General features: G+C 31.0%; 24 protein-coding genes. 13 read left to right on the plus strand and 11 right to left on the minus strand.

What is annotated here, in order from left to right; translation table 11 throughout:
* The first annotated feature begins 63 nt into the window (after window positions 1-63).
* From AC0N0V_RS08895 to AC0N0V_RS08905, 3 genes are all read left to right on the plus strand, one after another.
* Entirely contained in the window at window positions 64-1,083 is a 1,020-nt protein-coding gene (locus AC0N0V_RS08895) for a DNA polymerase beta superfamily protein (protein WP_474463609.1), read from the plus strand.
* A gap of 123 nt (window positions 1,084-1,206) precedes the next feature.
* Window positions 1,207-1,530 carry a hypothetical protein gene (locus AC0N0V_RS08900; RefSeq protein ID WP_474463610.1) on the plus strand — a complete coding sequence of 108 codons (324 nt, stop codon included), beginning with the start codon at window positions 1,207-1,209 and terminating at the stop codon, window positions 1,528-1,530.
* Window positions 1,531-1,914: 384 nt separating this feature from the next.
* On the plus strand, window positions 1,915-3,531 hold the full coding sequence (locus AC0N0V_RS08905) for a peptidoglycan-binding domain-containing protein (RefSeq protein ID WP_474463612.1): 1,617 nt from the start codon (window positions 1,915-1,917) through the stop codon (window positions 3,529-3,531).
* Window positions 3,532-3,588: 57 nt separating this feature from the next.
* Here AC0N0V_RS08905 and AC0N0V_RS08910 read toward each other — a convergent pair whose 3' ends face one another.
* The 4 genes from AC0N0V_RS08910 to AC0N0V_RS08925 all read right to left on the minus strand — a co-directional run bounded on the left by AC0N0V_RS08910 (window position 3,589) and on the right by AC0N0V_RS08925 (window position 7,032).
* Window positions 3,589-4,965, minus strand: a complete 1,377-nt coding sequence (locus AC0N0V_RS08910) for a sensor histidine kinase (protein WP_474463613.1) — start codon at window positions 4,963-4,965, stop codon at window positions 3,589-3,591.
* A gap of 12 nt (window positions 4,966-4,977) precedes the next feature.
* Complete coding sequence (locus AC0N0V_RS08915; protein ID WP_474463614.1) at window positions 4,978-5,643, minus strand: response regulator transcription factor; 666 nt, start codon at window positions 5,641-5,643, stop codon at window positions 4,978-4,980.
* A 248-nt stretch (window positions 5,644-5,891) separates the two neighbouring features.
* Complete coding sequence (locus AC0N0V_RS08920; RefSeq protein WP_474463615.1) at window positions 5,892-6,692, minus strand: hypothetical protein; 801 nt, start codon at window positions 6,690-6,692, stop codon at window positions 5,892-5,894.
* Between the two features lie 19 nt (window positions 6,693-6,711).
* Window positions 6,712-7,032: a hypothetical protein gene (locus tag AC0N0V_RS08925; protein ID WP_474463616.1), complete on the minus strand. Its 321-nt coding sequence runs from the start codon at window positions 7,030-7,032 to the stop codon at window positions 6,712-6,714.
* Window positions 7,033-7,258: 226 nt separating this feature from the next.
* Between AC0N0V_RS08925 and AC0N0V_RS08930 the strand changes: the two genes are divergently transcribed.
* The 3 genes from AC0N0V_RS08930 to htpG all read left to right on the plus strand — a co-directional run bounded on the left by AC0N0V_RS08930 (window position 7,259) and on the right by htpG (window position 12,733).
* Entirely contained in the window at window positions 7,259-8,080 is an 822-nt protein-coding gene (locus AC0N0V_RS08930; protein ID WP_474463618.1) for a polysaccharide deacetylase family protein, read from the plus strand.
* Window positions 8,081-8,465: 385 nt separating this feature from the next.
* Window positions 8,466-10,676, plus strand: coding sequence for a HelD family protein (locus AC0N0V_RS08935; protein WP_474463619.1), 2,211 nt, complete (start codon window positions 8,466-8,468; stop codon window positions 10,674-10,676).
* Window positions 10,677-10,852: 176 nt separating this feature from the next.
* Window positions 10,853-12,733: a molecular chaperone HtpG gene (gene htpG / locus AC0N0V_RS08940; protein WP_474463620.1), complete on the plus strand. Its 1,881-nt coding sequence runs from the start codon at window positions 10,853-10,855 to the stop codon at window positions 12,731-12,733.
* A 215-nt stretch (window positions 12,734-12,948) separates the two neighbouring features.
* Here htpG and AC0N0V_RS08945 read toward each other — a convergent pair whose 3' ends face one another.
* Window positions 12,949-13,533, minus strand: a complete 585-nt coding sequence (locus tag AC0N0V_RS08945) for a LysE family transporter (protein ID WP_474463621.1) — start codon at window positions 13,531-13,533, stop codon at window positions 12,949-12,951.
* 116 nt (window positions 13,534-13,649) lie between these two features.
* Between AC0N0V_RS08945 and AC0N0V_RS08950 the strand changes: the two genes are divergently transcribed.
* On the plus strand, window positions 13,650-14,204 hold the full coding sequence (locus tag AC0N0V_RS08950; protein WP_474463623.1) for a helix-turn-helix domain-containing protein: 555 nt from the start codon (window positions 13,650-13,652) through the stop codon (window positions 14,202-14,204).
* Window positions 14,205-14,354: 150 nt separating this feature from the next.
* Here AC0N0V_RS08950 and AC0N0V_RS08955 read toward each other — a convergent pair whose 3' ends face one another.
* The 3 genes from AC0N0V_RS08955 to AC0N0V_RS08965 form a co-directional block, all read right to left on the minus strand.
* On the minus strand, window positions 14,355-15,212 hold the full coding sequence (locus tag AC0N0V_RS08955) for an AraC family transcriptional regulator (protein WP_474463624.1): 858 nt from the start codon (window positions 15,210-15,212) through the stop codon (window positions 14,355-14,357).
* Window positions 15,213-15,267: 55 nt separating this feature from the next.
* Entirely contained in the window at window positions 15,268-15,918 is a 651-nt protein-coding gene (locus AC0N0V_RS08960; protein WP_474463625.1) for an ankyrin repeat domain-containing protein, read from the minus strand.
* 92 nt (window positions 15,919-16,010) lie between these two features.
* Window positions 16,011-16,700: a Crp/Fnr family transcriptional regulator gene (locus AC0N0V_RS08965; protein WP_474463626.1), complete on the minus strand. Its 690-nt coding sequence runs from the start codon at window positions 16,698-16,700 to the stop codon at window positions 16,011-16,013.
* A 229-nt stretch (window positions 16,701-16,929) separates the two neighbouring features.
* Between AC0N0V_RS08965 and AC0N0V_RS08970 the strand changes: the two genes are divergently transcribed.
* The 6 genes from AC0N0V_RS08970 (at window position 16,930) to AC0N0V_RS08995 (ending at window position 22,336) form a co-directional block, all read left to right on the plus strand.
* Window positions 16,930-17,619, plus strand: a complete 690-nt coding sequence (locus AC0N0V_RS08970; protein WP_474463627.1) for a YjjG family noncanonical pyrimidine nucleotidase — start codon at window positions 16,930-16,932, stop codon at window positions 17,617-17,619.
* A gap of 258 nt (window positions 17,620-17,877) precedes the next feature.
* Complete coding sequence (locus tag AC0N0V_RS08975) at window positions 17,878-18,240, plus strand: MarR family winged helix-turn-helix transcriptional regulator (protein WP_474464493.1); 363 nt, start codon at window positions 17,878-17,880, stop codon at window positions 18,238-18,240.
* Window positions 18,241-18,251: 11 nt separating this feature from the next.
* Window positions 18,252-18,764 carry a GNAT family N-acetyltransferase gene (locus tag AC0N0V_RS08980; RefSeq protein WP_474463629.1) on the plus strand — a complete coding sequence of 171 codons (513 nt, stop codon included), beginning with the start codon at window positions 18,252-18,254 and terminating at the stop codon, window positions 18,762-18,764.
* Window positions 18,765-18,781: 17 nt separating this feature from the next.
* A complete protein-coding gene (locus tag AC0N0V_RS08985) occupies window positions 18,782-19,333 on the plus strand; it encodes a sugar O-acetyltransferase (protein WP_474463630.1) in 552 nt (183 codons plus the stop codon).
* A 496-nt stretch (window positions 19,334-19,829) separates the two neighbouring features.
* Window positions 19,830-21,716 carry an endonuclease MutS2 gene (locus AC0N0V_RS08990; RefSeq protein WP_474463631.1) on the plus strand — a complete coding sequence of 629 codons (1,887 nt, stop codon included), beginning with the start codon at window positions 19,830-19,832 and terminating at the stop codon, window positions 21,714-21,716.
* Window positions 21,717-21,775: 59 nt separating this feature from the next.
* A complete protein-coding gene (locus AC0N0V_RS08995; protein WP_474463632.1) occupies window positions 21,776-22,336 on the plus strand; it encodes a DUF1697 domain-containing protein in 561 nt (186 codons plus the stop codon).
* A gap of 445 nt (window positions 22,337-22,781) precedes the next feature.
* Here the strand turns inward: AC0N0V_RS08995 and AC0N0V_RS09000 are convergent, their stop codons facing one another.
* From AC0N0V_RS09000 to AC0N0V_RS09010, 3 genes are all read right to left on the minus strand, one after another.
* Entirely contained in the window at window positions 22,782-24,023 is a 1,242-nt protein-coding gene (locus tag AC0N0V_RS09000; RefSeq protein ID WP_474463633.1) for a HAMP domain-containing sensor histidine kinase, read from the minus strand.
* A 70-nt stretch (window positions 24,024-24,093) separates the two neighbouring features.
* Window positions 24,094-24,804 (minus strand): response regulator transcription factor, encoded by a 711-nt coding sequence (locus AC0N0V_RS09005; protein WP_474463634.1) that lies wholly within the window; start codon window positions 24,802-24,804, stop codon window positions 24,094-24,096.
* Between the two features lie 20 nt (window positions 24,805-24,824).
* Window positions 24,825-24,956 (minus strand): hypothetical protein, encoded by a 132-nt coding sequence (locus tag AC0N0V_RS09010; protein WP_474463635.1) that lies wholly within the window; start codon window positions 24,954-24,956, stop codon window positions 24,825-24,827.
* Window positions 24,957-25,012 lie beyond the last annotated feature (56 nt).

The raw sequence follows: 25,012 nt of genomic DNA on the forward strand, positions 1-25,012 counted from the left end.
CATGCATAAAATAAAACTTGAATAGTTTCCAGGTTTATTTTATTATGTGAAGGATGTGATCAAATGAATGCTGAAGAAATGAAAAAGAAAATAAATAGTAAGGAATACGATTTTCTAAGAGAAGATAAAAGGTTAAACAAAAGTTTAATATTGCTAACAACTGGTGGAAGTTATGCTTATGGGACGAACGTTGATACAGAGGAACACATAAGTGATTTCGATTTAAGAGGGGTCTATTTAAATAGTAAAGAAGAATTGTTAACTATGAATTGCTATGATAAACCAATTGAAAATAGAGAATTAGACGTAACTATATACCCTCTAAAACAGATAGTTAATTTACTTGTTAATGCTAATCCGAATACTATAGAGTTGTTGGGGACAAAGGAAGAGCATCTATTTATTTGTTCAAAAGAAGGGAAAATGTTAAGAGATAACACAGAGTTATTTTTATCAAAACGGGCATATTCTTCTTTTGGGGGATATGCTACCCAGCAGCTTCGCAGGCTTCAGAATGCTTTAGCACATGATAATTATCCTCAGCCAGAAAAAGAAAAGCATATTTTAGGAAGTATTGATAGACAGATGATGACTTTCATCGATAGATATAAAAATATTACAAAAGACATGTTGAAACTATATATTGATAGATCAGATAAAGAAGGATTTGAAAATGAAATATTCATAGATATCAATTTTAATCATTATCCACTAAGAGATTTGAAAAATATGTATTCGGAAATGGCTCAGATATTGAATGATTATGATAAATTAAATCATAGAAATAATAAAAGGGATACTCTACACTTATTAAAGCACTCTATGCATTTGATAAGGTTGTTAAAAATGGGTACAGAAATATTACAAGGTAAAGGAATAAATACTTATAGAGATCAGGATAGAGATTTGCTTTTAGACATAAGGAATGGTAGGTATACCTATGATGAAATTTTTGAGATGGCAGATAAATATGAAAGAGATCTTAAATATGCAAGCGAACATACTTCTTTGCCGGATAATCCAGATTATAACAAAATAAATGAATTAACTATGGAAATAAATAAAAATGTTGTAAATGAATAGCGATAGCGTAAAAGTACCATACCTGGAAGGAGGATTTATATTATACACATATAAATAATAAGGAATAAAGTTATTAATAATACATAAACTCTTAAAAGATTATATGGAAGGAGTTTATCTTGTATGAGTAATTTTAGTCCAGATGATTTTGAAAAAATATTAAATCGTATAAAACACAAAATAAGCAATTTTGTTGAATGTGATGATATAAAATCAATTGAAAGTAACTTTAATACTAAAGCTATGATCTTTAAGTCGAAAAATGATCCTAAAGAGGATGGAACGGTTATAGTTGGAGAAGATAAAGGGTTAATTGCTGTAGATATAAGTGTAACTGATAATGTCATAAGAAGCTTTATTCTCAAAAATCAGTGGGATACAGGTGGGGTTGAGAATATAGTAGGATGGTTTAAACACAAGTATGAATTAGAGAAGAGTCTTAGATAAGGCTCTTCTTCTTTGTTATACATTATTTTTTGAATATTGCATCATGTTTTCTCTGCTTATCGGTAAGTTATGTATATTTAAAAAGGCATATTTAAATGGAGTTTATATAAAGAACCATCTAATAATTGTAATAGAATTAATGAATATGAATAAATATATAATAAAAACAAATTTTTACTATTCAGACAAATGTTCCAAATAAGGGTTGTACATATCAAAAATATATTGATATAATAAAATTGTGAATGTTTTGTGAATTGTAATAATTTATTGATAGTTTAGTAACTAACAATTAAAAGTGATATTTATTAAACTAGACAGAAAATACTTTTAATTCACAGAAATATTATTAACTCAATCTAAATATAAACAGGGGGGATTACATTGAATAAAAGGCTAAAATCAATAGTTTGTACAGTAGTAGTAACATGTTCACTTTTAGCAGTGGAGAGTAGCGTAAGGGTAACACCAGTTGGCATAGATGTTGTTTCAGCAGCTACAGCAGAAGCGCCAGCACCAGCTGCACCTGTACAAGCTACGCCTAAGACATCAAATACATCCAAGTCATATACTTCATATAGAGTATCAACATCAGGAACTGGATTACTTAAACTTGGTTCAAGTGGTAGTGAAGTTAAGTCTTTACAAACACTACTTAATAATAATGGATACAAACTTAATGCTGATGGTATCTTTGGAGAGTTGACTCTAAATGCTGTAAAGGATTACCAAAGTAAAAATGGTCTTACAGCTGATGGAATAGCTGGACCACAAACTCTTGCAAAATTAAATCCAGTAACTACTACATCAAGTGCAACTATACTTGTAATAGGTTCAAGCGGAAGTGATGTTAAATCATTACAAACAATGCTTAATAATAACGGGTGCAATCTAACTGTCGATGGTATCTTCGGTAATTTGACTCTAGAAGCAGTTAAGAGTTATCAAAGCAAAAATGGCCTTGTTGTTGATGGAGTGGTTGGGCCAAATACTCTTGCCAAGTTAAATTCAGTTGCTGTCACATCGGCTACACCAGCGAAACCTACGACACCTGATGTTGTAAAATCAGAAAAAACTACTATAAAAATTGGAAAAGCTGAATTTGCTGCACATGGAACAAAATGCTTTACTGTTGCAGTAGTAGCAATGGCAGGTGATAAAGTTATCAGTGCCTATTTAGATGATTATCAAGTTATGGGTAAAGATGTAGCAAAAGGAGTACCAAATTCTGATGCAGATTTCGGAAAAAATTTCCCAGAAGGAAAGGTGCTAGCATCTAAGAGAGCAAATGCAGTCTATTACAGTGAACATATGAAAGAAGAAGCGAAGGCAACAACACCTGTTGATAAGTCATTAGATGCTATTCAAGCCTTTGTAAAAGGAAAAACAATAGCAGAGTTAGAGGAAATATCAAAGACAAATAGCAAAGATCCAAATGTTGATGCAGTAAGTGGTGCTACATTAGTAGACACAAATGGCTATATTGCTGCAGTTGCTGCGGCAGGAAAGGCTGCGAGTACAAGTAGTCCAGTTGAAGTAGATACTGCAGCAGTAGATTCTATAAAAGTTGGAAAAGTTGAATATGCGGCTCATGGAACAAAGTGCTTTACAGTGGCATCAGTTGCAATGGCAGGCGATAAAATTATTAGTGCTTTCTTGGATGATTACCAAGTTATGGGCACAGATGTAGCAAAAGGAGTACCAAATTCTAATGCAGATTTTGGCAAGAATTTTGCAGAAGGAAAGGTATTAGCATCCAAGAGAGCAAATGCAGTTTATTACAGTCAGCATATGAAAGAAGAAGCGAAGGCAACAACACCTGTTGATAAGTCCTTAGATGCCATTCAAGCATTTGCAACAGGAAAAACAGTGTCAGAATTAGAAGAAGCAGTTAAAGCAAATAGCAAAGATCCAAATGTTGATGCAGTAAGTGGTGCTACGTTGGTAGACACTAATGGTTATCTTAATGCAATTGTTACAGCAGCAAAAGCTGTAAAATAATAAAAAATAGATTGTAATGCACTATTTTTCATAAGCATTACAATCTAATCTTTATAACTAATGTTTTTTCAAAGTAATTATAAAAGACACACCTACATCCTCATTTTTGGCTTTTATACTTCCGTTGTACATGCGTACTATTCTACTTACAATATCTAGCCCAAGCCCAAAGTTACCTCCTTCATCCTTTTTAAAAACGCCAAAAATGTTATTGACCTTATCATCAGGAATTTTTTCACCATCATTATATATAGTAATATATTGTTCCGAGATGTCTTCATATATTTTTATCTTGATAAAACTTTTCGCGTACCTTAATTCGTTGTCTATTATATTTTCGAAAACTATAGTCCATTGTTCTTCGTCTCCGTGCACTTCTATATCATCAATATCAAGATCGAATTTAATATTTTTCTCGTTGTACATGAAATTGTCAACAAGTTCTTCAACTAAATTCTTTATATAAATTTCCTTAAATTCACTTTGATGCTTGGAGATGTATTTGATTTTGGTCAAATAAAGCAAGTTTTTAATTCTTTTCTGCATTCTTAGGGCTTCGGAATCTATTACCTTCATAGTACTTTCCAAATCTCCCTTTGGATAAATTCCATCTTCTACGGCCTTAACATAACTTCTAATTACCATAAGAGGAGTCTTTAAATCATGAGATGCCTGCTGGAGCATTGCCTGTTCATATTCATCCTGCTTAACCAGTTCTTTTCTCATCTCCTCAATGGAGTTTGAGAGTTCTCCTATTTCATCATTCCTATCTATGTTAATACTTTCATCCCACTGCTTCTTTCCTATCTTTTTCACCCTGCTTTCTAGTTCTCTTAAGGGAACCACAAGTCTTTGAGCCAAGTATTTTGCTGCTATAAGACTTATAATTAAAGCAATTATCATTATAGAAAATACTCTTTTCATCAAATTCGCGGCTAGCGAATTTCTATAGGTATCCCACATATATGAGATAGCGAAATTCCCCTTTTTATTATTTCCATTTAATTTGATTACATATAGTATTCTTCCAGTACTTAGTTTTTGAACATATCTTTCAGTTGTACTAGTCTGATTTTCTACCTGATTTTTTAACTTCTTTAGGAAGGGTTTTGCTGCTGTTTCGTTTGGTATGAGCTTTTCTAGCTTCACTAAGTTTGCATCATCATTATAATAGTTTAATTTTATATGCTTAACTTCTCTAATATCATTATTCATTGTACCTGTGTTTATTTCTTCTTTTGAATTAGTCCCACCAGTAGATTTTTGGATTGTATTTTCTTGGGCTACTTCGATAGTTTTATATATTTCATCAGTAAAAAATCTTCTTATAGTTATAGAAAAATATATGGATAACAGTACGAATACAATCACGATTACTGATGTGAATATCATCCATATCTGAAGAGCTAGAGGCCAATTTTTTAACTTCTTCATAATATATCCTTTCTAGTTGGATAGCCTATACCCGTGACCATATATAGTTTCAACCTTTAAATTAGGCATTTTTTTTCTTAGTCTTCTAATTAAGTCATCAACAACTCTGTCACTCCCAAAATAGTCATCTCCCCAAAGTTCATTTAATATCTGATCACGCGTAACTGCGCCTCCTTTTTTATTTATGAGAAGCACTAATAAATCGAATTCTTTGGAGGTCATGGGTATTTCCTCCACATTAAGTTTTACTATTCTCTTTTCCATATCAACAGTATACTCATCTACTATAATTGTATCCTTGTTCTTATCAGTGTTATAGACCCTCTTTAGCAGTTTCTGAACTCTTATAACTAGTTCCCTAGGCATAAAGGGTTTTGAAATGTAGTCATCGCTACCCATTTCAAGGCCAATAATCTTGTCGATATCTTTATCTCTTGCGGATATAAAAATAACAGGAATATCAGCATCTTTCGCCTTTATTTCTTTCAAAAGCTGAAAACCGTCTATGTCAGGCAGCATAATATCTAATACCCATAAGTCAGGTTTAGTATCTATATTATTTCTCGCTGATTCTCCATTCAAGAAGGAAGTAACTTGAAATCTCTCTTTTTCAAGATAAGATTTTAATATATCATTTAGATTTTTTTCATCTTCTACCAAGTATATTTTATAGTTCATATTAAAGTAACACCTCATCAACACTTATTTTATTCGATGGATTTCCGCTCTTGCACTTTGTGAAAGTGAACATCTTAGTTGAACGAATATATATTCGTTCAACTAAGAATTAGGTAAAACTCTATTACTTCATATAATTATATCAAGAAACTGAATAAATAATAAACTAACATTTTCAAAAGTATTCGTAACAAAATAAATGCATGACCTTAAAATTACTAATTCTAAAGTCATGCACATAAATTATTTTAATTCAAGGAAGCAATCACTTGATTTAGTATTGTTCCTCTTTCTTTTATATTAGCTAGAATAGCAGCCTTTTTATCGATAATGGATTTAAAGGTTGTTTCAGCTGCTGTATAATCCTTATTTTTTATATTTTCTTTATAAGTATCCCATAGATGTGCCTTCTCTTGCTCCTGAGTTTTTATAGTTTCATGTAATGTTTTAGACTGTTGAATCTGACTATTAACATTACTTTTTAGTTGTTTATTAGTATCCTTCATGGCCTTTAGCTGATCCTTTAAAGGTGCAATCTGTGTCTTAATTGCATCATCTTTAATCTTTAAATCTTTTACCTGGTTAGTTAAATCTTGTATTTGTTGTTTAATATTATTCGCTTTAGCTACATCTTTTGCGCTAACAGCATCCTTGTGTTGGCTCTTTAAAGAAGCTATCTGTGCATGTAACTGCTTTGCTTGGTCTATTAAGGTTTTTCTCTGACCAGCTAAATCCTTAAATTTAGATACAGTATCTTTACTTAGTGTAGTTTTTGTCTTAATCTTATCCTTTATTTGTTTTGTAGCAGCATTATTTGCATTTTCGGCTTCTTTTGTCTGTTGTCTGAGAGATGTAAGCTGATTCATATCATTAAAATGTACCTTTAAGTATGCATCTCTTGCTTGTTTCTGCTCAGGAGTAAGAGTTGTACTCTGAGAATTTGTTGTAGTTTGAGTAGTGCCAGCGGTATCAGTTCCAGCTGCAAAGGCAATTGTTGATGGTCCTGCAATTAGAGAGAGAGTAAGTAAAATTGACATGAATTTTTTCATTTTATTTTCCTCCTTAAAATTAATTAATATTTAAGTTACTGTTATCATCTAGCAGTGAATCTATCTCATCTGAACTTAGATTCTCAGACTGAGCGTCCACTGAAGTTAGTTGAGTAGGAGAGTCTTCACTGGCAGAATTTATTAAATCACTGTCAGCAATGTTTTTTGAATCCTTCTTTATAGTGGGATTGTTACCATTAGTTAAAGTGTTTAAGGCTTGCTGTGTGTTATTTCCAGCATTCAAGTTACGTGCATCCTTTCCACTATTAGAACATCCAGCAAATAATAGTGTCGATATAGCAAATATGTTTATTAACCCTAATAAAAATCTTTTCTTCAATTTTATCACCTCGTTCTTTAGGTTAATTTAATTATAGATAATCTTTGTGGTGTAAGTATTAAATAATTGTGTGAAATTGTGTGAAATGTTCTTAATAGTAATTTCATAATGACACTAACTTATTCAATAAAGCTAGAACTATGCCTTTGTGAAAATAATAAGATTGAAACAAACACATAATATTAATAGAATTTTAAGAATTAGCTATGCAAAGGAGATTGTGAAAATGATTCATAAACATGGGTTTACAAGATCGCTAATAACAGTTTTAGTGTGTTTTGTTGTAGTTTCAGGTATTTATAGTATGAGAAAACAAGCGAGCTTTTCAAATACAGTTCAATTACTAAAAAATAAACCATTACCTCAACTTAATAATGGTCCAGAATATAAAAATAGAAGGCCAGACCATAGTCCGAAGCTTGGAAATATCGTGTATTATGAAGGCACTAATACTAAAAAAGAAGTAGCGCTAACTTTTGATGATGGTCCTGATACAGTTTTTACTCCTCAAATTTTAGATATTTTAAAGAAAAATAATATAAAAGCAACCTTTTTTATAGTAGGTAATAGAGCAGAAGCTAATAAAGAAATTATAAAGAGGATAGCAAAAGAAGGTCACGCTATTGGAAATCATTCTTGGGACCATGCTGATTTGGGTAGACTGGGACCTGATCAAATTATATATGAGATTAAAAAAACAGAAGATACACTATTTAGCTTACTGGGGTATCGTCCGTCTATAGTACGACCTCCTTATGGGGCTGCTGATAAGAAAGTTTTACAAAAAATTGGCGATATGGGATATAAAGTTATTGATTGGTCTGTCGATTCACTTGACTGGTTGGGTACTCCTCCAAAGATGATAACTTATATTGTGAAGAAGGAAACAAGACCAGGAGGAATAGTTCTCCAGCATTGTGCTAGTGGAAAAAGAGAAAATCTATCTAACACGATAACAGCACTTCCTGAAATAATACAATATTTGAAGTCGGCGGACTATACGTTTGTTAAAGTGTCTGAGCTATTAAATATTTCACCAAGCTTATAAGAAGGGCTATGAATGGGAAGCGAATATCTAAAATGAATATAGTGTACGAAAAGTTTTAATGTAGTGTTTTTGAAAAATAAAGTTGGAGTTTTAATTATATTATAGAAAAGAGGCTATTCCAGAATATATATCTATACATTCTGAAATAGCCTCACTAAATTTATTGAGAAATAAGGGCAATTTACCAAGCGAGTAGTATAAAAAAGCTGTGATTTTAAACCACAGCTTTTGTTTTAGACTTTACAAAGTTAAATATTAAGAGTATAATTAAAAATTGCGCACAAAAATAACCATTCTATCATTATAAATCAAATTTACATTGTAATGATAGCATAAAGTTGGTGATGATGTCAAGAGATTTTATAAAATATAGGAGAGTGATAGAATGTCTAATTTTAAAGAAAGTCAGAAAGAAGAATTGATGAATCTTGAAAAAACTCAATCTATTATTAAAAATGAACTTAAAAAAGAGGAAGAGTCTCTAAATTCTAAACTTCGTAAGGTTATAGCTTCAAGAAGAGAAATGTGGGAAGAAAGTGCACATTCTTCGGAGGATTTTGATGGAATACCAGAAATGAATCAGTATTTAAATGAAGCTAATATAGAAACAAGAACTTATACAAGTACAGAAAAACGAATTGATAGGTATAAAAGGATGTTTAAGTCTCCTTATTTTGGAAGATTTGATTTTGTAGAAGGGGGGATTGGTGACGTAGAAAAGATTTATGTTGGATTGTATAATTTGATGGATGAAAGAACTGATGATATATATGTGTATGATTGGAGAGCTCCTATATCCAGCATATTCTATAGAAATGAACTGGGAAAAGGAAGTTATAAATCTACAGTAGGGATGATTTATGGTGATGTTTTACTAAAAAGACAATACAAAATTGAAGACTCAAAACTTAAATATTTTTTTGACAGCAGCATAAGAATAAATGATGAAATACTGCAGGAGGTTTTAGGTAGAAACTCTTCCGCTAAGATGAAAAGTATAGTTGAAACTATTCAAAAGGAGCAAGATATTATCATAAGAGACACTGAAAATGATCTATTAATCGTTCAGGGTGTTGCTGGAAGTGGGAAGACATCTATTGCACTTCATAGAATAGCCTTTTTGCTTTATGAAGGCTTGAACTCAAAACTAAGTGTAAATAATATCATAATAATTTCTCCAAACTCCATATTTAGCAAGTATATTTCTGATGTACTTCCTGAGCTTGGCGAGGAAAATGTAAAGCAGTTGACCTTCGATGATTTTATTCAAGGAGAAAAAAGGCAAGACCAAATGGAATGCCTCATTCGGCTTCAAGATAGTGATGAAATTGATTTAAGCCTCGAGAGTATAAAATTCAAGGGATCTAATGAATTTGTAGAAATACTTGATAGGCTACTCAAATACTATGAGAGAAAATTGGTTCCTTTTAAAGATGTATATTATAATGGGAAAATAATTGAAAAGGCACAAGAGTTAAAAAGTACATTTCTCAATAACAAGATTAATATGCCTATAGCTAAAAGGCTAAAAAGAATAGAGGGTATGATATTAAACAAGGTTCATCCATTAAGGAAGGAAAGGCTCCAATTGATTGAAAAGATTGTGGAGCAAACAACTGAAAACCATATACTAGAGATAAAATCCTTCAGCAGACTTATAGCTATCAAGGAAGCTAATAGGCTTATGGGGTATATACACAGCTTTACGGAAGTAAATCATTTGGACTTATATAAAATGCTATTTAAAGATAAGAATTTATTTTCAAGGTTATCTAAAGGTATAGATATGCCACATAATATTGATAGAATTATATTTGAAACAAATAAAAATCTTAGTATGGGAGTTATATCCCATGAGGATGCTGCTGCACTTTTATATACTAAGCTTAGGTTAGGCGGCAATGAAAAATTTGGCGAAATCAAACAAGTAGTAATAGATGAGGCACAAGATTATTATCCTATGCATTATCATATTTTTAAAATTTTATTTAAAGCAGCAAGATATACTGTGCTAGGTGATTTTAACCAAACTCTTGAAAAACAGGGCGATAAGAGTTTATACGACCATGTAGAGGATATACTAAATAAAACAAAGTCGGTAAAGCTTACCTTAAATAAAAGCTACAGGTCCTCCTTTGAAATTAATGCATTTAATCAAAGACTGCTTAGTAATAAACAGGAACTTGTATCCTTTGAAAGACATGAGGCAGCTCCTGAGGTTAAATACAATAATGATTTAGATGAACTCAATAAATCAATATGCGAAGATATAGCTAAATTTTATGGGATGGGCTATAAGTCTATAGCCATAATATGCAAGAGTGAAAAAGAGGCAAAGTGTATAAAAGATAGACTAAGTAGTACTATTGATATAAAGATTTTAGATGATAATAGCTATGAAAATAAAAATTCGGTGCTGGTTATACCTTCCTATCTGGCGAAGGGCTTGGAGTTTGATGTGGTGCTTATGTATAATGTGTCTAAAGAAAACTATACAAGTGATTTTGATAAAAGGCTTATTTATATAGCTTGCACAAGAGCGTTGCATCAATTGGTTTTATATTATACGGGTGAGAAGAGTGAATTTATTGACTAAATTCTCATAATAAAATATATTGACTTGCCACTTGCCAGCTGAACGGTACCTTGACATGAAATTAAAATTATGTTATATAAAAGTTAAGAGCTAGCACTCGGCGGCCGAGAGTGCTAATAAGTATTAAAATATAAAATAATATGCATGCGTAGTTTTTTACGAAAGGGGAAATTGTCATGGAAACAAAACAGTTTAAAGCAGAGTCTAAAAGACTGCTAGATTTAATGATTAATTCAATTTACACTCATAGGGAGATTTTTTTAAGAGAGATAATTTCTAATGCTAGTGATGCAATTGATAAAATTTATTACAAGGCATTAACAGACGATTCTTTGAGCTTTGATAAAGATAATTACTATATTAGAGTAATACCTGATAAGGAAAGCAGAATGCTCAAAATTTCTGATACTGGTATAGGAATGACGAGAGAGGAACTTGATGAGCATCTTGGAGTTATAGCGAAAAGTGGATCTTTGAAATTCAAGAAAGAAAATGAATTAAAAGATGGATATGATATAATTGGTCAGTTTGGCGTAGGTTTCTACTCTGCATTTATGGTAGCTGATACTGTTACTGTTATAAGTAGAGCCTTTGGAAGTGACGAAGCTTACAAGTGGGAATCTAAAGGGGTAGAGGGCTATACCATTGAACCATGTAAAAAAGACTCCTTTGGTACAGATATTATATTAAAGATAAAAGAAAATACAGAAGAAGAAAATTTTGATGAATACTTACAAGAGTATAGACTAAAATCTATTGTTAAAAAATACTCTGATTTTATCAGATACCCAATAAAAATGGATATAACTAGAAATAGACTAAAAGAGGGCAGCGAAAGTGAATACGAAGACTACACAGAGGAACAAGTTGTAAACAGCATGGTTCCTATATGGAGAAAGAATAAAAACGAGCTTACAAAGGAAGATTATGAAAACTTCTATTCTGAGAAACACTATGGGTTTGATAAACCAATAAAACATATTCACTTTAGTGTTGATGGAGCTGTAAGTTATAATGCAATTTTATTTATTCCAGAAAAAACTCCATTTGATTTCTATACAAAAGAGTACGAAAAAGGCTTAGAGTTATATTCAAACGGTGTTTTAATTATGAATAAGTGTGCAGATTTATTACCTGATTATTTTAGCTTCGTAAAGGGTATAGTAGATTCAGAAGATTTATCTCTTAATATATCTAGAGAAATATTACAACATGATAGGCAATTAAAGCTTATTGCTAAAAACATAAAGAACAAAATAAAAAGTGAATTAGAAAACTTATTAAAAAATGAAAGAGAAAAGTATGAAGAGTTCTATGAGTCTTTTGGAAGACAATTAAAGTTTGGTGTGTATAGCGACTTCGGAAGCAATAAAGAAGTTCTACAAGACTTACTAATGTTTTATTCATCAAAAGAGAAGAAGATGGTTACTATAGATGAATATGTTTCAAGAATGCCTGAAGAACAAAAATACATCTACTATGCAGCAGGGGAATCAAAAGAAAGAATCGAGAAACTGCCACAGACAGAACTAGTACTAGATAAAGGATATGAAATTTTATACTTTACTGATGATGTTGATGAGTTTGCTATAAGAATGATAATGAATTATAAAGGTAAGGAATTCAAAAATGTATCAAGCGGTGATTTAGGTATAGAAAATGATGAAAATGAAAATTCATCTAATGAACAGAATAATGAGAGTAAGGAACTGTTTGAAAATATGAAAAACATCTTATCAGATAAAGTTAAAGATGTTAGAGCTTCAAAAAGGCTAAAGAATCATCCAGTATGTTTATCAAACGAGGGTGAAGTTACAATTGAAATGGAGAAAATATTAAGCTCTATGCCTAATAATCAAAACATAAAAGCAGATAAGGTTTTAGAGATAAATGTAAATCATGATGTGTTTAAGTCATTGAAGGAAGCTTACGAAAATGATAAGGATAAGCTAAAGCTTTACACAGATATATTATATAATCAAGCACTGCTTATCGAAGGGCTAACAATAAATGATCCTGTAGAATTTACAAATAATATCTGTAAAATAATGAAATAATTAAAAGCCACTTTCAAGTAAAGTTAATCTTGGAAGTGGCTTTTAATTATTGTAAATACCTACTGAGTAATTTATAGTATATATTTATTTTAAGGGAAAGGAAAATGCACCATTTTATAGTGAAATACCTTGAGAATATAGTAATTGTAAATAGAATAGGATATGAGATTTCCGATTTAATGGAACTTAGGAATATACTAAAAAATAGATGCTAATTAAAGGAATAATGAAACTGCACAATAGACAAGCAATAGAGACATAACAACATTAACGGCTTTATCATTTTTTGTAAGAAATTTTTGAAATACAGAGCCAAACAATGACCAGCAGCAGGTTGCTACAAATCCAATAGAAGCAAGAATTACAGAAAATACTGTAAGCATGAGCATAGATTTGTAGTATGGTACTATAAATGTTGAAACAGTTGTAATGCCATAAAGAATAACATTTGGATTGATGAACTGTAAAAGTAGACCGAATAAAAATGTATTTGTACGTTTTTGAGGTTTGTCCTCGCTAAGAGATTTGCTGTTGTAGGTTTTCCATGCAAGCCATAACATATAAGCAGCTCCAATGCAGGACATAATTGGTTTGAATGATGGAATAAAGTTGTAAAGGGCCATGCTGAAAGCGCTACACAGAGCAGTTATAATGAAGACTCCAAAGAATATGCCTACATTAAACATAATGCTCTTCTTAAATCCGTATCGGCCGGCATTTGACATTGATATAATACTATTTGGTCCAGGTGAAAGATTTGAAACAAGGACATAGGATAAAAATGCTGGAAAATTCGGCATAGACATTTACCTCCTAATTATTGTATGGTATAATACACAAAAAGAACAATATATTGTGTTGTGCAGTATAATAATACCATTTGTACAGTATACTGTCAATAGAATGGAGGTAAATTTTGGATAAACTTAATGCTATTATTGCTGAAAACTTAAAAAGATTTCGTGAGGAAAAGAAGCTTAGTCTTGACAATGTCTCAAAGCTTACAAGTGTAAGCAAAAGTATGCTCGGACAGATTGAACGGTGTGAAGTAAACCCCACTGTGTCAACGGTATGGAAGATTGCAAATGGGCTTAAAATATCATGTACCGAACTTATGAGTATGCCGGAATCTGACTTTGAAATCGTAGATAAGTCTGAGGTGCAGCCACTTGTGGAGGATAACGGCAGGATTAGAATATTTCCCGTATTCCCATTTGACAGTGAAAGGCGGTTTGAAATGTATTCTCTCGAGATTGAGACTGAAGGTTATCTATCTACAGAGGCTCACCAGCAAGGCACACAGGAATTCATCACTGTATTTTCTGGTAAGCTTGTTGTAAGTATAAATGGTGAAGATTTTACTGTAACAACGGGCAATTCTATACGGTTTAGGGCAGACAGTATTCACGCTTATAAAAATATTGGCGATTCAATTTGCTCACTAAGTATGGTTATTTACTATCCAATTTAGATTATTAATTATTATTAATTGAACCTTTACGTAGGAAATTGTGAAAAACTATTAGCCATTACTTTACAATAACTAGAAACCCCATTCTGCAATGGAATTAATCCAATGTAGAATGGGGTTTCTAGTTATTGTAGGAATTTTTCATTCATTTTACTTCTTAATAGGGATCCAAATCTCACATTTGTAATCTGACGAGGACATATCCCCCACAGGGAAAACTTCAAGCTCTGGTGCACAATCATGCTGATATCCTGTAGATGGGAACCACTCTGTGAATATTCTTCGAAGAAGACCATGTAATGTTTCAGGCAGTGGTCCGACTGATTCAAATACAGCCCAGGTTGCTGCTGGTATAGTTGCCGAAATATATCCTTTTGGAAGGGTGTCTTTAATTCCCTCAACTGCTATCATATAATTAAATTCATCTTTTGTAAATTTGTCAAAATCCTTACTTACGCCTAAGACACCTAGTTTGCCAGCCTTTGAGGAAAGCCACTCGTATGAACCATTCTTCATGCAGTCGTCCCAAAACTTAGGTACCTGGTGAAAGTTTTCTTCGTTTGCCATAGTTATTCTAGTTTGCTTACCTATTACTGTAAAGCTTCTTTTTTCAACAATCTTATAATTCATATCCTTATCTCCTTTTATTGAAATGTGAAAGGAGAGCTTGGGGTATGCCTTGAGATTTGCTCCTGGCTCGCGGGCAGCGGTCGGGCTCATTCCATGCATTTTCCTAAAAGCTTTTGTAAATGCTTCGGGCGTTTCATAGCCATATTTATAGGCTACATTAATGATCTTTTCACCAGATATAATATCCTGTGCAGCGAGTGTAAGCCTTCTTCTGCGTATATATTCAGCAATTGTAACACCAGTTATCATATGATACATACGCTGAAAGTGAAACGTGGATGATAAGGCAATTTTCGCCACCTTCTCAATATCAAGTTTTTCAGTAATGTTAGCCTCCATGTATTCTACTGCATTGTTCATTGCATTAAGCCAATCCATAAAGCAACTCCTCTCTAGCTCTATATTAAATGATTTCTACTTATTTTTCCTGTCTTTAAATGCTGCCTGGTGACAGGGGTGCTTTATTTCCGCCGTATTTTTTAAAAATACCCTTAATTTTTTCATTTTCACAAAAATCCAAAGGAGTTAATCCAGAAGCGTTTGTTGAATTTATGTTAAAGCCTAGACTTAGAAGAACTTTTAAAAACTCTTCAAAATTTTCATCAAAACAGTTGATATAGTCATCGTGAAGCAGAGTGTTTTTGTATTTATCCCTTATATTTATATCAGCTCCGTATTTTACAAGAAGATTAAGAAGCTCAACAGAATAATTAAAGCTACAGTGGAATATAGGAGTCTTACCAGATATGTTGATTGCGTTAACGTCCGCTCCTTTTTCCAATATCATAGTTATTACATCTATCCGAGGTTTTACCCTTGCACAAAGTCTATGAAGAGGAGTTTCTAAGAATTTACCATGATGACTGTTAACATTAGCACCATTACTTATTAGAAACTCAATTATTTCAGAGTAATTATTCTGGCAATTATCAATAGCATAATAGAGCATGCTTTCAGGTTTAAAGTCAGAGTTTAAATTCTTAGTTCCATGCAAATAATCCCTTATTTCATTTATGTTGCCTTCTTCAATGAATTTATAAATTGACTTAGGTTTTGGAGAAAATATATTATTAAATAATTTCATATTGTTTACCTCCTGTTAATAGATATTTTAGCATACTTAAACAGTAAAAAATACCAGCCATTTAATTTCAAGTTTTCTACAGTGCTCTAGTATTAGAGGGATTTTATATATAAGTTTTTAGATAGTTTTCGAAGCCTATTCTCATCTAAGATATATATTGTCTTATTCTCACATTTTATAATTGATTCTGATTCAAGTTCCTTAAAGGTTCTATTTAAGTGCCGATAGGTTGTTCCTAAGAATTGGGAAATTTCTATAAATGATGAATTTAAAATTATATAGTTTTTATCTGTTATATGCTCAACTAAATAGCTAGACAGCCTATTTATGAGTGGATATACAAAGTTGTATGAGCTATTATTAATGGTTGCATAAAGTTTTTCACTTAAAGAGTCTACTAAATGGTGTAAAAATTTTAGGTTATCAAAATATTTTGTTCTAAGTATATCTGAAGGTATTGCTATCAAATATGTATCCTCTATTGCATCAATGTTACAAAGTATAGGGATGTTTTTTAAAAGCTCTAAATCACCTATAGTATTAAAATCCTTATAAAACTTTAAAAGCATTGATTTACCGTTTTCAAAAAGATAAGAAATTTTGATTTTTCCATCTACAAGCAAATAGTAGTATTCAAGATTAGTCTCTGCTTCTAATATGTATTCGCCATTCTCGTAAAAGTGAAGTTGTGCATGCCTTAATATATCTTTATCCAAAATGTTTTCTATATTATGATTAGCAATATAATGGTTTAAAAGGTCATTGTTCGAGATTCTTCTCATAAGTCCTCCTTAACCTGACATATGTCATATGAAAATTTATATAAATATTATAATTTATATATAAAGTATTGTAAATTATATGAGGAATTAATATATGTACAAAAATTTACCTCTTATAAATTGTATAATACTTGATAGGATATTCTTTAAAACAAAATGATAGTGGGTATAACATGGCCTTGCTTGTATGTTATAATTAGAAAAATCAACTATATTAGGAGGAATTATTATGAAATACGAAATTATAATATTTGATGCAGATGAGACTTTATTTGATTTTAAAAAATCTGAGAGAGATGCTTTTAAGAATACTATGCTTGAATTTGATATAGAATATGATGAAAATCATCATTTAAAAATATACCATGATATAAATACAGCTATATGGAAAGAATTTGAGAAAGGGCTTATTACTCAAAAAAAATTAAAGGTAGAAAGATTCAAAAGATTATCAGATAGCTTAAATGTAGGATTTGATGAGATTGAATTTGCAAAATCATATGTGAAGCATTTAGCTAATGCATCATTTTTATATGATGATAGTATAGAACTAGTAGAAAGTCTGCATAAAGATTATAAACTTACAATAGTTACTAATGGTCTTAAGGATGTTCAGGATAAGAGAATAAGAAAATCTATTATAGCAAAATATTTTGCAGATATAGTAGTATCAGAGGAGGTTGAAATATCAAAGCCAGATCCTAAAATATTCGAACACGCTTTAAACAATATAAAACATACTGACAAGAGTAAAGTATTGATAGTAGGGGATAGTTTAACCTCTGATATACAAGGGGGAATAAATTTCGGCATAGATACATGCTGGTTTAACCCTAATAAAATTATAAATAAAACTGAACTAAAACCTACTTATGAAATTTCTAATTTGTTGGAGCTTAAAGATATACTTGAAAAATAAAAGTTCAATACGAAACCCACTAGGTCATGGTACTTAGTGGGTTTCGTATTGAACTTTTAAGTATCTTTTAAATGAAAAAATAATAGTGTAATGGTTGAATTTTCAACTAGTATATGCTACTATGAAATATATAGTTGAAAATTCAACTATATTTGTTGGAGGTGAGGACTTATTAAAGCTTTAGATAGTCAGATTTTAAGAGAAATAGGAACTTTATCACGTTGTATCCATACTATAAGTGATCTGAAATTTAAAGAAATAAATTTACAGAAGGGTCAGTTTACATTTTTAACCAGGATATGTGAAAATCCTGGAGTAAATCAGATCGATTTATCATATCTTTTAAAAGTAGATAAAACCACAACAACAAAGGCTATACAGAAACTTATTGAGGCAGGCTATATAGATAAAAAAAGGGATAATATTGATAAAAGAATGTGGAGACTTTATCCAAAGGAAAAAGCATTAGAAGTATACACATTTATTATTGAAGAAGAAAACAGAAATATTCAGGTCTGTTTTAATAATTTTACCGAAGAAGAAAAGGAACTAGTACATGGATTAGTTAAAAAAATGAGAGAAAATGTTGAGAATGATTGGAAAGAAACAAAAAAAATTTAGGGGGTATTACGATGATTAGAAAAGCAGTTAATGAAGATATAAAGGATATTATGAAGATTATACAACAAACTATTATTGAAATGCGTTCTTACAACAATACTCAATGGGATGAGAAGTATCCTCAAGAAAAAGACTTCTTAAATGATATAGAAAAAGAGGATTTATTTGTGGTTGAAAGGGAAGGAAAGCCAGTTGGTTTCGTATGCATTAATAAAGTAGAGCCAGCTGAATATAACGGATTAAGTTGGTCACTAACTGAAGAGGTTATGGTTGTTCATAGAATGGCGGTTAATCCCGAATACAGAAGAAACGGGATTGGTACTGAATTAATGAAATTTGCCGATGAATTTGCCATAAAGAATGATATAAGATATTTAAAAACAGATACTTATTCAATAAATACTAAAATGAATAGGTTGTTTAAAAAATGTGGTTATGAATTTGTAGGAGAAATGAGTTTCTTAGGAAGAGAAAAACCATTCTATTGCTATGAAAAAGTGCTAAATAATTTAGTATTGAACTAACGAGAGGAGAAAGGATTGTGAAAAGCGAAAAGGAAAAAATGTTAGCAGGTGATTTTTATAATGCTGGTGATGAAGAATTGATTAAAGAAAGAGCTTATGCAAGAAATTTAACTTTTGAGTTTAATAATACAAGACCAATTGACAAAGAGAAAAGACAAGAAATTTTAAATCAATTGATTATTGCTAAAGGTGCATTTCATATTGAAGCACCGTTTAATTGTGATTATGGTTATAACATTGAGGTTGGTGAAAATTTTTATGCTAATTATGGGTGTACTATACTTGATGTGAATAAGGTTAAAATTGGAGAAAATGTACTCTTAGCACCGAACGTTCAAATATATACTGCTACTCACCCTATTGACCCTATAGAAAGACTCACTGGTAAAGAATATGCTAAACCTATTGTTATTGGGAATAATGTTTGGGTTGGTGGTGGAGCAATAATATGTCCAGGAGTGAAAATTGGAGATAATGTAACTATAGGCGCAGGGAGTGTTGTGACTAAAGATATACCTGATAATGTAATTGCAGCAGGAAATCCATGCAGAGTTATAAGAAGTATTTAATGTTGTGAAATTTTCTCATTACATCTCTAGTCAAGGCTTCCTTGCTTCCAAAATAAAAGTCTACATAATAACCGTTACAATGATCCGTACCATAAATAAATGAGAAAACTGTTGTCAAATAAAGTTTTTATGATTGTATAGTAAAGAAGTTTAGGAAAAATAATATTGACAAGTACATTAAATTTAATGTACATTATAAGAGATAGATTTCAGAAGAAGAGAGGTATTTTTGTGAGTGTTTAGTATCTAAAATAGTTAACTTAATATTAATTCCAAAATAGGGTATATTATACCTTCTGTTTGTTATGGAATTAATTTATACTATTGAAGATACAAGTCCACGAATTTACTTTAAAGAGGTAATAGAATTACCTTTATTAATTGTTGAATTTTAAGCTGTGGAGGTATCCATAGCTTTTTTATTATACAAAAATAGAAATCTATCAAGATTTCGTTGACTTGTAGTGTAATAAAAAAGTAAGGAAGGTTTATTGATATGAATAAGGAAACATTAGAAAAATTACATTACTATGAGTTAAAAGAAATAATAAAAGGATATTGCGTTAGCGGACTCGGAAAGAGATTAATTGATAAATTAGAGCCAAGTAACAATATAAAAGTTGTAAATCAAAGACTAAATGAAACATCGGAGGGAAGAGCATTAATAGATGCCTCTTATCATATGCCATTAAAAGGTGTTTTCAATATATTACCTCTTATTGATAAGATAGAAAAAGGGTCATCTTTAGAGGCAGCTGATTTAACAATGATGTCAAACTTTTTAAGCGGGTGCAGGAAGGTTAAGTTATTCATAAAGGATAAAGAAGGATATGCGCCTACATTAAGTGCTTATGGGGAGAATATTTCTGATTTAAGCTACATTGAAGATGAAATAAACATTTCAATTAGAGGAAGCATGGTGGACTCAAATGCTAGTAAGGAATTAAAAAAAATAAGAAGGCATATTGATATATGTGAAGGCAAAATAAAAGATAAGTTAGACAAATTCCTTAAAAGTAGTGAAAATAAAGAGTATATTCAAGAATTCTTTGTTAGTCAGCGTAATGGAAAATATACTATTCCTGTTAAGGCAGCATATAAAAATCAAGTTCAAGGGACCATTGTAGAAGCGTCTTCAAAAGGAACTACTGTTTTTATGGAGCCAAATGTTATTTCAAAGTACACAAGTGAATTAAGTATATTAAAAGCAGAAGAAGCAGTTGAAGAATACAAAATATTAGCTACTTTAACAGATATGCTTTTCGAGAGAATAAGAGATTTAAAGATGAATATTGATGTTATATCCGAATACGATATGATTTTAGCAAAAGCTAAATATAGTAAAGAAATAGACGGAATTAAGCCTAAGCTAAACGACTATGGATATATTAAGATAATTAAAGCTAAGTATCCTTTAATTAAGAACAGTGTACCTTTAGATTTTGAAATTGGCAAAAATTACAGGGGACTAATAATAACAGGACCAAATGCAGGTGGAAAAACCGTCGTATTAAAGACCATAGGACTATTAACATTAGCAACACAATCTGGATTTCATATTGAAGCTGGAGAAGGTACGGAGATTTCAGTATTTAGCAATGTGTTTGTTGATATAGGCGATAACCAAAGCGTTGAAAATGCTTTAAGCACATTTTCCTCACATGTAAAGAATCTAGCTGAAATAATAAGAAAAAGTACAAAGTCAACATTACTACTGTTTGATGAAATTGGTAGTGGAACAGAACCTAATGAAGGATCAGCTTTGGCTATTGCAATACTGGAAGAGTTATATCATAAGGGATGTATAACTATAGCAACTACTCACTATGGAGAAATAAAGAACTTTTCAAAAGAACACCCTGATTTTGAAAATGCAGCTATGGAGTTTGAAAAGGAAACCCTTGAACCACTATATAAGCTTAGTATAGGAAAAGTAGGAGATAGTAATGCTTTATATATTTCCAAAAAGATGGGGTTATATGACTCAATCATAGATAAAGCAAAGAAATATATAGATAGCAAAAGCTATAATTATAATTTAATAAACGATAGCAAGGTTCTTAAAAGTAAAGAGGTTCAGGTAGATGAAAATTTATATGAATACTCTGTAGGAGATAAAGTTATTCTTTTGGATAATAATGAATCGGCTATTGTATACAAGGAAAGAGATAGATTAAATAATGTGACTATACTATATAACAAGGAGTTTATTGAGGTTAATTATAAGAGAATAAAACTAGAAATAAAGGCAAGTGAGCTTTATCCAGAGGGTTATGATTTAAATCAGTTATTTGTGAGCTATAAGGAAAGAAAGTTAGAAAAAGATATTGAGAGAGGTTCTAAAAAAGCATTAAAAAAAATAAGAAAAGAAAGCCTAAAATGATATAATTACCATTAATTTAAGGTATAGAGAATTAATTTTAAATGGAGGAGAGCTGCATTATGACTATTTATATAGCACTATTAAGGGGTATTAACGTAGGTGGAAAGAATATTATTAAGATGGTTGAGTTGAAACGAGTATTTGAAGAGATTGGGCTTTGCGGGGTTAAAACATATATTCAAAGTGGAAATGTTCTATTCAAATCAAATGAAAAGGAAGAACTGCTGCGCGATAAAATTGAGCGTGAGATTGAGAGGGTTTTTGGATTTTCGGTTAAGGTTATTTTGAGAACAGCAGAGGAGTTAGAACGGATCATCCAGAATTGTCCTTTCTCAGAGAAAGAAATATCAGAAGCGGAATCGCTATCTGAAGCACAGAGTCTATATGTATCTTTACTTCTTTATACTCCTTCTCAAGAAAAGATTGAATGCTTGAATGCCTACAAAAGTGAGGGTGATAAGTTCCAAATAGAAGGAAGAGAGGTTTTTCTTTTAGTTCATAATAGTATCCGAAATTCCAAGGTTGCTAATAATCTTCATAAGTTAAGTGTTCCTGCGACTGTGCGCAATTGGAAAACAATAAACAAGCTTGATAAATTAGCAAAAACTATGGAGATTTAAATTTTAAAAGACATAGGTATTAAGCAATTAAGGTTTAACTTATATAGTACAGATTCGGATTCGGATTGCCCCATAATATCACCACAAATATTTAATGCTCCTAAGTACTTAACAAGATGTGAGTGGTTCACTTCTTAATGGATATTTATTAGTTGCTTATTTATTTACATAGAGTTAACAAATTACATAAATATGTAATAAAGTTGACATAAATATGTAACAATTGGCAACTATAATAATAAGTGTCCTAAGCAATAAAAGCTTAGAGAAAAATAGAATATAATAAGTCCCCTCTTGTTATATAGATTATATAGAAAATAAGCGCTAGTAGAAATACTAGTGCTTATTTGTTTTGTGAAAAGGAGTGAGAGTATGCTAAATATCCACAAAAGCTATGCAGGATTAGAAACTTTTATTTACTTTAACTTTATGTAGCCTTGATTAATTAATTCTTCAAAAAGGTTAAAATGAAGCTAGTTCCAATACCTACCTTACTTTGAACTTCGATAATTCCATTATGAGCTTCCACTATAGACTTAGCAAGTGCTAAACCTATACCCACAGAATCACTTTTTTTTGAATTCTGTGCTTTATAGAATCTTTTAAAAATATTGGGCAAATCATCTTCATTTATGCCTTCTCCAGTATCCTCTATTATAATTCTTGTATAAACAGGATTTTCATAAAGATTTATGTTAAGTTCTCCTCCTTCTAATGTGTGCTCAATACCGTTTTTTATAATATTAATTAATGCCTCTTGAAGCCATAGTCTGTCATGTTCAAAGCAAATTTCTTCTTTTTCTATAAAATTAACTCTAACATTATGCTCTAAAGCCTTACTTTCTAAGGTATCTATTGTTTCTTGTATGGTCTCATTTATACTTTGATTTTCTCTGACAAGTTCTATAGCTTTGGCATCTATCTTGGCTAGTTTTAAAATACTTTGTATAAGATGATGCATTCTATCAAGCTGATTTTGATTGTTTAGTAAAAATGTCTTGCTCTGTTCCTTAGAAAGCTCTTTACTTAACATAATGTCATTATATACAATCATAGAAGATAGAGGAGTTTTAAGCTGGTGAGATATGTCTGACAAAAGATCAACTAAAAACTGCTTTTCCTCATTGAGTTCACTAATATTATTTTTAATTATTCCTCTCATAGAATTAAATGCAACTGAAAGCTTAGATAGGTCTCCTTCCTTGTTTTCATTTATGGTTAGGTCATAATCTCCATCTACAACTTTCTTTGCACCAATAGTAATTCTTCTTATCTTTTTATAGAAAAAAACATGCTGCAAATAGTTAAGCACTAAGAACAAAGCGGACATCAATATAAAAATCAAAAGGATGAAATAATTACTTCTTATGGAGGTTTTGTTTATATAAGGAAAAAGTTCATTCTCTAAATCTTCTGTTAATCCATATTGACTTAACAAAGTTTTTCCTTTTGCTTCATCTTCTTTTGATATTCCTTTTGTGACGATAGGCATAATTTCCTTCTCTAGGCTCGGATTAAACTCAATTATCCTTGCAGCAACAGCTCCAACACTTTTAATATAATCATTCTTTAAGTCATTATAATAAAGCTTTTGAATATATATATCTATAAGTAAAAATGAAATCATTAATGAAAAAAGAATAACTGAGCTCATTTTAAGCTCAGGGTTTGTAAAATATCGTTTCATATTTGTGCTTCTCCTTATATTAGAAATCTTGAGCAGCCTGTAAGCATTAGCCAACCTTAGCAGGTTTTCTTTAGAAGTTATACATGTCATTGTTAACATCTTTGTTCCACTTGTAGCCTAAACCTCTTAGAGTAACTATATATTCAGGTTGCTTGGGATTATCTTCTATTTTTTCCCTTACTCTTTTAATATAAACAGAAAGTGTATTCTCATCAAAGAAAACCTCAGAGTCTTCTGTTAGTTCCCTTAATATCTTCTCACGTTTCATTAAAACCTTTGGGTTATTCATAAATATGAGTAAAAGTTTATATTCCTGAGCAGTTAAAGTGATTTGAGAACAATTTTTTCTAACTACTGCGGTTCCTAAATCAAGTTCTATCTCTCCACTTACAAGCTTATTTGAGGAGGGCATAATACCATTAAAACTTCTTCTCAATAAAGCTTTTACTCGTGATAAAAGTTCTCTTACCCTAAAAGGTTTAGTTATATAATCATCTCCGCCAATTTCAAGTCCAAGCACTATATTTACTTCATCATCTAAGGCGGTTAAAAAAATTATTGGTACGTTGCTTTTTTCTCTAACATATTTGCAAAGCTCATATCCACTTCCATCTGGTAAATTTATATCTAGTATAAGAAGGTCAAAGTGCTCAGAATTAAATAGACTTTTGCCTTCCTCAAGTGTTGCAGCTCTCGACAACATATATCCTTCATCTTTAAGTGAAAATTCTATTCCTAATGCTAAAGATTCATCATCCTCAACTAATAATAACTTACTCATCTATTTCACCTCAAACTATATTATACCAGAATACCACATTCCTCAAAAATCTTATTCCTATTAGTGTTATCCTTGTTAATCAACTCTTTTGAAAAAAACATTAATGCAACACATATACAAATAGTTTCTAACATATTCTTAAATTTAACCATCTTTTATTCTCCTTTAGGTAAGTTTTTAATTTACTATACTTTAATTATATACGGCG

Source organism: Clostridium sp. CS1-1, assembly GCF_056135525.1.